7 protein-coding genes are annotated in these 9,743 nt (G+C 34.1%); 5 read left to right on the forward strand and 2 right to left on the reverse strand.

From position 1 onward, the window contains the following. Positions 1–41: 41 nt before the first annotated feature. The 5 genes from M3P09_RS15160 (at position 42) to M3P09_RS15180 (ending at position 4,085) form a co-directional block, all read left to right on the forward strand. Entirely contained in the window at positions 42–1,160 is a 1,119-nt protein-coding gene (locus tag M3P09_RS15160; RefSeq protein ID WP_099565261.1) for a CNNM domain-containing protein, read from the forward strand. Continuing rightward, positions 1,160–1,633, forward strand: a complete 474-nt coding sequence (locus M3P09_RS15165; protein WP_099565260.1) for a methylated-DNA--[protein]-cysteine S-methyltransferase — start codon at positions 1,160–1,162, stop codon at positions 1,631–1,633. Before M3P09_RS15160 ends, M3P09_RS15165 begins: the two co-directional genes overlap by 1 nt. After that, on the forward strand, positions 1,634–2,149 hold the full coding sequence (locus M3P09_RS15170) for a DUF4442 domain-containing protein (protein WP_249973784.1): 516 nt from the start codon (positions 1,634–1,636) through the stop codon (positions 2,147–2,149). Between the two features lie 75 nt (positions 2,150–2,224). Next, positions 2,225–3,382, forward strand: coding sequence for a serine hydrolase domain-containing protein (locus M3P09_RS15175; RefSeq protein WP_249973785.1), 1,158 nt, complete (start codon positions 2,225–2,227; stop codon positions 3,380–3,382). Next, on the forward strand, positions 3,372–4,085 hold the full coding sequence (locus tag M3P09_RS15180) for a 3'-5' exonuclease (RefSeq protein ID WP_099565257.1): 714 nt from the start codon (positions 3,372–3,374) through the stop codon (positions 4,083–4,085). The genes M3P09_RS15175 and M3P09_RS15180 overlap by 11 nt, the downstream gene beginning before the upstream one ends. A 118-nt stretch (positions 4,086–4,203) precedes the next feature. Here M3P09_RS15180 and M3P09_RS15185 read toward each other — a convergent pair whose 3' ends face one another. Further along, the gene (locus tag M3P09_RS15185) at positions 4,204–8,364 is read right to left on the reverse strand and encodes an immunoglobulin-like domain-containing protein (protein ID WP_249973786.1); all 4,161 of its coding nucleotides are present in this window, start codon (positions 8,362–8,364) and stop codon (positions 4,204–4,206) included. 226 nt (positions 8,365–8,590) lie between these two features. Next, positions 8,591–9,743: immunoglobulin-like domain-containing protein (locus M3P09_RS15190; RefSeq protein ID WP_249973787.1), on the reverse strand; the 1,153-nt coding region annotated here is incomplete at its 5' end.

Consider the following 9,743-nt stretch of genomic DNA (forward strand, 5'->3'; position numbering starts at 1 on the left):
AACTCATAAATATTTAGTACTTTAGAGTTTTAAAAAATCACATGGGATTACTTCTATTTTTTGCCTTTATTTCTATTTTCTTTTCGTTTTTATGCTCTATTCTAGAAGCTGTTTTATTGAGTGTTACACCAACATTTATTAATGTAAAAAAGAAAGAAGGCAAAGCTTATGCATCAGACTTAGAACACTTAAAAAAAGATGTTGATAGGCCATTAATAGCCATATTAACTTTAAACACTATTGCTCATACCGTAGGAGCTATTTTGGTTGGAGTACAAGCAAAAGTGGCTTATGTGGAGCTATATGGTTCACAAACAAAAAGCTTTTTTGGGATAGAATTTACCGAAGAATTAATGGTTGGTGTGGTATCATCAATCATGACTATTTTAATATTGGTGGCTTCTGAAATAATACCAAAAACTATAGGTGCTACCTATTGGAAAGCTTTAGCAAATTTCACAACAAAAGCTTTAAGGGTTTTAATTTTTCCGTTAAAATGGACTGGATTGCTTTGGCTATTACAACTCACAACAAAACTTATTGGTGGTAAAGGTCACGGTAGCGTATTAAATCGAGAAGACTTTCATGCTATGGCAGATATGGCTCATGAAGAAGGTGTTTTCCAAGAGTCTGAAAGCAAAGTAATTAAAAATCTTTTAACGTTTAAAGACGTTATGGCTAAAGATATTATGACCCCCAGAACAGTGATGAAAACTGAAAATGAAACTACAACTGTTGAAGATTTTTTTAATAAAAACTTAAATCTTCGCTTCTCTAGAGTTCCAATATATATCGATACCGAAGACAATATAAAAGGTTTGGTGTTAAAAGATGATGTCTTCAAAGAAATGGCTCTTAATAATGGTGCTAAAAAATTATCCGAACTTAAACGAGATATCATTATTGTAAATCGCAATATGGCTATTCCTAAATTATTCGAACAACTTGTTGAAACTAGAAACCATATGGCTTTAGTAGTTGATGAGTACGGTACAGTAAGCGGGCTAGTAACCATGGAAGATGTTATTGAAACCTTACTTGGTTTAGAGATTATGGATGAGAGTGATAACGTATCCGATTTGCAAGTTCAAGCTAGAAAAAATTGGGAGGCCAGAGCCAAAAAATTAGGTATTTTAGGAGAGACAAATATTGAAGATTAATGGAAACTTGTATTATCAAATCACCTTTAGGGTTCACTAAAATTATTGGTGACAAAGAAGGTATTACTTCGATAACTGTTTTAAATTCTGAAGAAAAAATTACTGATATTATTCCTGTTGAATTAGAAGATTGCGTTATTCAACTTAATGAATATTTTGAAGGCACTCGTAAACAATTCGATTTATATCTAAATCCAAAAGGCACCGATTTTCAAAAAAAAGTATGGGGTTTACTTGAACAAATTCCATATGGAAAAACAGTTTCTTATTTAGAGTTATCAAAACAATTAGGCGATGTTAAGGCTATACGAGCAGTTGCCAATGCTAATGGCAAAAACCCCCTTTGGATTATTGTACCATGCCACAGAGTTATTGGGAGCGACGGGAGTTTAACAGGTTATGCAGGAGGTTTACACCGTAAACAATGGTTGTTAGAACATGAAAGCCCGTACAAGCAACAATCTCTATTTTAAATGTACAGAGTACTTACAAATATTGCAAAGCGATTCTTTACTGATGCTCAAATATACAAGTACGGTTTTAATTGGTCGCCTATGTACAGGCGCTCTACAGGAAAGGTTATTGAAGTAAGTGATGATTTACATTTTGTTAAAATTAAAATCCCTTTAAATTGGAAAAACAGAAATTTTGTAGGCACCATTTTTGGCGGCAGTATGCTTTCAGCTACAGACCCTATATATATGATTCAGCTTATGAATATTTTAGGTAAAGATTACATTGTTTGGGACAAAGAAGCATCTATAAACTACAAACGCCCTGGAAAAGAAACTATATATTGTGAATTTACGTTTACCAAAGACGAAATTAAGGCTATTAAAAAAACCATAACTAATAATGGGGAAATGGACATTTTAAAAACCTCAACTCTAATAGATAAAAAAGGCAATACCATTGCAGAATTACGCAAAACTATTTATGTTGCCAATAAAACATTTTTTAAAGGCAAACGCAAACAGAATAGACAGTAAAACTACCGTTTATTCCTTTACGTTTTTAATAGTATAGAATTTTCTTATCTTTAGTTCTACATTAAAAATTAACAGATGAAATTCTTGAAAAAACTCTTTAAGTGGATTGTAATATTATTTGGATTATTAGTCATTGTACTTTATGCAACAGATACTGACTATTTACTAAAAGCGGTAAGAACTATATATCTGCAAGGTTATACCACAGCGTATTTAGAAGATTATAAAAAATTTGATAATCAAGTAATAGAAAATAGCACGCCGCAACCTTGGCCAAATCACAAAAATTACAATTCGGTTGAAGAATCAGAGGGTTTAAAATCCATTAACGGAACTAATGGTACTATTGCTTATGTTATTATAAAAAATGATAGTATTTGGTTTGAAAACTATTATGATGGTTTTAACGAAAACTCTCAAACCAACTCCTTTTCTATGGCTAAAAGTTATGTATCAGGTCTTATGGGAAAAGCCATTCAAGATGGTTATATTAAGAGTTTAAATCAACCTGTTAGTGATTTTATTCCAGAATTTGGCGATGGTCTTGCAGCAAAAATGACTGTTGGCGATTTGTCCAGTATGGCTTCTGGCACCAATTGGGACGAAAAATATTATTCGCCATTATCCATTACAACACGTGCATATTTTGATGATGACTTAGAAAAAGTGATGTTAGGTTTAAAAGTAGTTAGAGAGCCTGGAACCTCTTATAAATATGCAAGTGGAGATACTCAAATGTTAGCCATGGTTATTGAAAAAGCAACAGGTAAAAAAATGTACGACTATTTAACCGAAAGTTTTTGGAAGCCATTAGGGTGTGAAAACCCAACACTTTGGCAAGTAGATAGCGAAGATCATGATTTAGTAAAAGCCTATTGCTGTATTGCGAGTAATGCTAAAGACTTTGCACGTTTTGGAAAACTCTATAAAGACCACGGAAAATGGAATGGAAAACAGGTTTTAGATTCTGCTTTTGTAGCAAAATCTTTAAAACCTCGTTTTCCTGAAAGTCCAGAATATGGTTATGGCTGGTGGTTAAAAACCATTGGGAATAAACATTTTTTTATGATGCGTGGGCATCTTGGGCAATATGTTTTTGTAGAACCAAATGACAATGTTATTATTGTAAGATTAGGGCATTCAAAAGGTCCAGGAGATGCCGTTGCAACATTTACAGATGATATAACAACTTATATTAAAGAGGCCTATAAAATGTTAGGTTATGATCTCTAAACTCAATCTTGAAAATATATTGTTTCTGGACATTGAAACCGTTCCAGAAACACAATATTTCTCTGATTTAGATGAAACAAAACAAGCCCTTTGGGAACACAAGTCACAATATCAAAGAAAGGATGAATTTACTGCTGAGGAGTTTTACGAACGCGCCGGTATTTGGGCTGAATTTGGAAAAATAATCTGTATTTCTGTTGGTTATTTCACCTCTCAAGGAGAAAACAGGAAATTTAGAGTAACCTCGTTTTATGGTGATGAAATTAAAATTCTTAAAGATTTTAAAAATCTATTAATTTCTCATTTTAGCCAAACTAAACATTTGCTTTGTGCACACAATGGTAAAGAATTCGACTTTCCTTACATCGCACGTCGTATGATAATTAATGATATTGAACTACCATATAAACTTAATTTATTTGGTAAAAAACCATGGGAAGTCCCTCATTTAGACACTTTAGAATTATGGAAGTTTGGTGATTATAAAACCTATACTTCTTTAAAATTACTAACCAATGTTTTAGGTATTCCTTCTCCAAAGGATGATATTGATGGTAGTGAAGTGTACCGCGTTTATTATAAAGAAAATGAAATAGATAGAATCATTATTTACTGTGAAAAAGACACCATTGCTGTAGCTCAAATATTTTTAAGACTACGTGGTGATGCTCTTTTAAGTAGTGAAGAAATCATTCATGTTTAAAATGTAAATAAAGATTCCTTTTAGAGTTTTTAAATAATTTTACATCAGTAATTTTGTTCAAAAGAAAAAGCCTAGACAAAGTTTGTCTAGGCTTATAAATTTATTAAAGAAATTAAGTTTAATTAGTTTTTATAAATTTTTTAGTTATAGTTTCTTCTCCGTCTTCCATTTTAAGGAAATACATACCTGCTTCTAAATTAGAAACATTCACTTTATTTGTGGCTTGTCCTTTTTTAACAACCTGACCAACAACATTAACAATGGTGTATGGGATAGGTTTGTTGTCTAGACGACGTATATTTAATATAGCTCCTTTTACTGGGTTTGGGTATAATAAGAAGTTTTCTTCTAAATCAATACCATCATTAGTATTTAACTCACCTAAAGGCACAATAGAATCATTATTTCCTCTAGAAGAAGACCCTCCAGTAATTCCTTTAATAGTTACTTGATCTATATACACATGATCTGCATTCGCACTAGCATCACATTGAATCCTAAACTGTGCATTAGATGCAAAGTTAACATCAGAAGAATTTAAAGTTACTGTTGCACTATAGAATGTGTTATTATTGAAATCTGCCCCGCTTGCATAAGCAGCCACTGTAGACCAACTAGAACCATTATAATAACGTACCCAAAAATCTTCATCATTTTCCATACTATACGCGTAAAAATAGAACTTAATTTCAACTTGGTTATAAGCTGTTAAATTAAAATTTTGAGAAGTCATCGCTGATCTTGTTCCTGAATTATCTCGAAGTCTTATTGAATAACTATTTTCATAAGATCTTGAACCAGAATAACGGAAACAATCACTTCCGCCATCACTCCATCCATCCCATCCAGATTCAAAGAATCCTTCATGCAAAGTAGTTGTAGAGCTTGCAGCAACTATAACAGTTCTGCTTACTTGATCTGCTGCATTGCCTGCCGCATCACTTACATTATAATTTACTGTGTAAGTTCCTGCTACTGCAGTGTTAACTGTACCTGTGGTTACAATATTTGCCGTTATATTTCCGTCCACATTATCAGTCGCTGTAGCGCCTTGCTCTGTATAAGTTCCTCCAATTATTAAATTAATTGTAGAAGCTCCGTTTAATGTTATTACTGGCTTTACAATATCTGCAGCAACTATAACTGTTCTACTTACTTGATCTGCCGCATTACCAGCCGCATCGCTTACATTATAATTTACTGTGTAAGTTCCTGCTACTGCAGTGTTAACTGTACCTGTAGTTACAATGTTTGCCGTTATATTTCCATCCACATTATCAGTCGCTGTAGCGCCTTGCTCTGTATAAGTTCCTCCAATAGTTAAATTAATTGTAGAAGCTCCGTTTAATGTTATTACCGGCTTTACAATATCTGCAGCAACTATAACTGTTCTACTTACTTGATCTGCTGCATTACCTGCTGCATCACTTACATTGTAATTTACTATGTAAGTTCCTGCTACTGTAGTATTAACTGTGCCTGTAGTTACAATGTTTGCTGTTATATTTCCATCTATATTATCGGTTGCTGTAGCTCCTAATTCTGAATAGGTTTGTCCTACATTTAAATTAACTGTAGAAGCTCCGTTTAATGTTATTACTGGCTTTATAATATCTGGACCAGAGCTTTGAACATTAATTGTATAATCTTCCACTTCTCCGTCAAAATTTGTTTGACAAGAAGTAGGGTTAGAATTATATCTAGCAGAAACTCTCATTCTAGTACTTCCTAACTGTGCACTTACAGGAATAGAAATTGATAAGGTTGGTAGTGCACCATTAGCTACATTACTTATATTACCTAAATCGTATGCTTCTCCGCTGTCTGTGAAATCTCCATTTTGATTCCAATCAATCCAAGCAAATGCATCTACTCTATAATTGCCATCTGTATTCACATAAACCGTAAGGTTTTCAGATGAAGATTGAGTAACTGCTGCGCTAAGATTAGTGAAATCTTCGTAACCAACATTTTTTGCAGGACCATCGGCATTGTCTATCGCTCCAAATATTACTCGAGAAACGCCTGTTTGATATGATGTATTCCCACTCGAAGTACAATAATTTAATTGTACAGCTGTAGTTGTAAAGTTGATAACGCTACTATAAGCAGAATTGCTACCTCCATTACATTTACTTCTTACCTGCGCTTCATATTGTGTTGATGCGGTTAATCCTGTTAAATTGGTTGTAGCTCCTGTAACAGCAACAGTTGTCCAACTTGATGCTCCAACAACTCTATATTGTAAATCGTAAGTAGCAGCAGTAACAGTATTCCAGCTTAACGTAGCAGTTGTAGCGACTACATTACTTGCTGCCAACCCTGATGGAACCGTAGCATTACAAACTACTGGAGCACCAATAGTGAAATTAGAATTAGAAATATCGAAAAAGATATGATTTGTCCCTCTTACCATAATTCTATTTTGGCTTCCTTGATTGTCTGGAACTACAATGTCATGAGAACCGTCATTAGGAACACCAGAAGCTAAAGTAATAGGATAGGTGTCTCCTCCATCTGTAGACAGCAAAATATCAACATTAGTAGCATTAACCCCGTTCCCTGTAGTACCTGCAACGTCCCATGTAACCGCTTGAGTTGTATTAGCATTCCAAGTTACATTGCTATTAGGTGCATTTAATATAAAAGGGCCCGCAGTTCCATTAACCGTTATAACTGTATCGTCACTATTGTTATTTGCTCCACCAGCTCTATTGTCTCTTACAGTAAATCTAAAATTTAAAGTTCTTGCAACATTAGGTACAGCTTCCCATTGCCATGATGTAGCTCCTGTTTTTATTGTTGCTAAATTTGGGAAATACCTGCTTGGATTTGTTGATGGACTATACGATCTAAATGCTGGACCAGATGTTCTAGTTGTACTTGGATATGTGGACGATGAAGTTCCTAAATCCATTTGTTCCCAACAATACGTTAACACGTCGCCAGAATTTGCATCTGTACCAGATCCTGTTAATACAAAAGGCGTGCCTTTTGGAATAGTATAATTAGTTCCTGCATTTGCAGTTGGAACTGCATTCCCTGTATTAGTATTAGTTGGACATGATTTTGTTTTTACATTATCGGTTACTTGTCTTATACTATGCGCGTGAAAATAAGGGTCGCTATGCGGTTGTACATCAGTAGCACCTGTAATTCCTGCATACCCCATAATGGTCGACCCACTTCCTGGTTCTGCCTGTACGCCTGTACCACTTTCATTTCTAAAAGTAAAGGTGTGATTTGCTCCAAACTGATGCCCCATTTCGTGAGCAACGTAGTCTACATCAAAATTTACACCAGATGGAGTTGTATATGATGTCCATCCGCTTCCTTTACTACCGTTAGTACAAACACAACCTATACATCCTGCATTGCCATTGTTTTGTAAATTTGCAAATAGATGACCTATATCATAATTAGCTTCACCTATAACACTTGTTAACGTAGATTGTAATTCTCCATTATAACCAGAGGTTGAACTACTATATGGGTCTGTAGATGAATTTGTATAAATTACCGCATCTGTATTAGCAATTAATACCATAGTAACATTAAAATCGTTTTCAAAAATACCATTTACCCTAGTCATTGTTGCATTAATTGCTGCTAAAGCCTGAGCCTTAGTCCCTCCATGGTAAGCAGTATATTCTCCAGTTGCAGACATTGCTAATCTAAAAGTTCGTAACGTACCATCGTCTGCATTCTTATATGTTGTTCCTCCTTTAGATTGTAATTTAGAATGCGCGGCGTCAATAACTTCACATTCAAAATCGTTTATACTCTCTTTCTCATCTGCTCTTCGATAAACTGTATATTCAGATAAATCATTAGTATAAGGTTCTATAAAAGACGCTTCTTTTTTTGCAGATAATCGCATACTCTGAAACCCTTTTGGCGAAATACTAAAACGGATTATATCTGTTCTATTGTCGATTCCTTGACCAGCGTAAGATTTAATTCCTGGATATTTAGCAGCTAATTCTGGATGCATAACTGGTGCTTCAGTTATACGGTAGTTTTCAAATTCACCCTCAGCATTTGGAAACGCAATAATTAATTTAGATTCTCCGACAAAATTCCCTCTTAATGGAGCTTTAGATAGAGCCTTGGTTAGTTCTTCAACATCTAATGAATAGGTTTGGGTCTTTGGTAGGTTTTTTTTGCTTGCTAAAGTTTTAGCATTACTAGCTGGGTTTTCTTTTTTCCAAAATTGATTTTGAGCAAAAGAGACGTTAAAGCTCGTAAAAATAATAAGTAGTAGTAGTTTTTTAATCATAATGATGGTTTGAGTTATTATTAGTTTTTAGTTATAATTTTTCCGAATTTAATTTAAAAAACATTAAAAAAATAACTATTCTGTAATTTTTCGATGAAATTACAGGGTAGTTATTAACAATATGGTTTTTCCACATGTAGCAAGTAAGAAATATCTTATTTGTTAAAAAACAAAAAGTCCACATGGGTTTCCCATGTGGACTTTTAACATAAACTAAAAGGTTAAGTTAATTACTCTTTACAAATCTTTTAGTCATTTTTTCTTTCCCGTTATTTACTTCTATATAATAAACACCTGCCTCTAAATTCCCAACCATAACTTCTTTAGTTGTTTTGCCTACATTAACTACTTGACCTAGCATGTTAATGATTTTATAAGATATGTTATTGTTTCCGCTAGAAAGCTTGATGTTTAAAACTGCTCCTTTAACTGGATTCGGATATAGCTTAAAATTGTTTTTCTCTAGAACAACAACTTCATCTTCTGGAATACTCAATATTTTGTTAGTTGTTCCTCTTGCAGAGCCACTAGTGCCGTCTCCAACAATAACAACTTGATCAATAAAGATTTGATCATTGTTTCCAGAAGCATCACACCTAAGCCTAAACTGAGCATTGTTAACTAAGTTATATTGCGAAGCATTAAGCGTAACAATAATTTTATTACTAAAGCTTCCATTGTTAAAGTCTACACCTCCTGTCCAAGTTTTTATAGTCGTAAATCCAGATCCATCATTATATTGCAGCCAAAAATCTTCATTGTTTTCCATACTGTGAGCATAGAAATAAAAGCTGAATTCTACTTCGTTATATGGAGATAAGTCAAATGATGGAGAAGTCATTGAAGATGCCGTTCCTGAATTATCTCTTATTCGAATAGAATAATCTCCTTCATATGATCTCGAATCAAGTCTTCTAGCACAATCGTTTCCTCCGTCAGACCAACCATCCCAACCAGATTCAAAGTAACCTTCGTGTAATACAACTGTGGTAGGTACATCTTCTACTATTACAGTACGCGTAACTTCTGTTGCTGCATTTCCTGCTGCATCACTTACATTATAGGTTACTATATAGGTGCTTGCTACACCTGTATTAACCGTGTCGCCACCTACTACTATGTTTGCTGTAATGTCACCATCTTTATTATCATTTGCTGTTGCTCCATCATCGGTATAAGTATCGCCCACATTTAAGTTAACTGGAGATGAACCTACTAAAGTTATTACTGGTGCTGTTGTATCTGGTATAACATTTACTGTACGCGTAACTTCTGTTGCTGCATTTCCTGCTGCATCACTTACATTATAGGTTACTACATAGGTGCCTGCTACACCTGTGTTTACTGTATCGCCGCCTACTACTATGTTTGCTGTAATA

Origin of the sequence: Jejuia spongiicola, assembly GCF_023502325.1 — a bacterium.
In the GTDB taxonomy this organism is placed as follows: domain Bacteria; phylum Bacteroidota; class Bacteroidia; order Flavobacteriales; family Flavobacteriaceae; genus Wocania_A; species Wocania_A spongiicola.

Bases quoted from the DNA above. Each gene is read 5' to 3' on its own strand.
- M3P09_RS15160 (WP_099565261.1), top strand. From the start codon at position 42: ATGGGATTACTTCTATTTTTTGCCTTTATTTCTATTTTCTTTTCGTTT.
- M3P09_RS15165 (WP_099565260.1), top strand. From the start codon at position 1,160: ATGGAAACTTGTATTATCAAATCACCTTTAGGGTTCACTAAAATTATT.
- M3P09_RS15170 (WP_249973784.1), top strand. From the start codon at position 1,634: ATGTACAGAGTACTTACAAATATTGCAAAGCGATTCTTTACTGATGCT.
- M3P09_RS15175 (WP_249973785.1), top strand. From the start codon at position 2,225: ATGAAATTCTTGAAAAAACTCTTTAAGTGGATTGTAATATTATTTGGA.
- M3P09_RS15180 (WP_099565257.1), top strand. From the start codon at position 3,372: ATGATCTCTAAACTCAATCTTGAAAATATATTGTTTCTGGACATTGAA.
- M3P09_RS15185 (WP_249973786.1), bottom strand. From the start codon at position 8,364: ATGATTAAAAAACTACTACTACTTATTATTTTTACGAGCTTTAACGTC.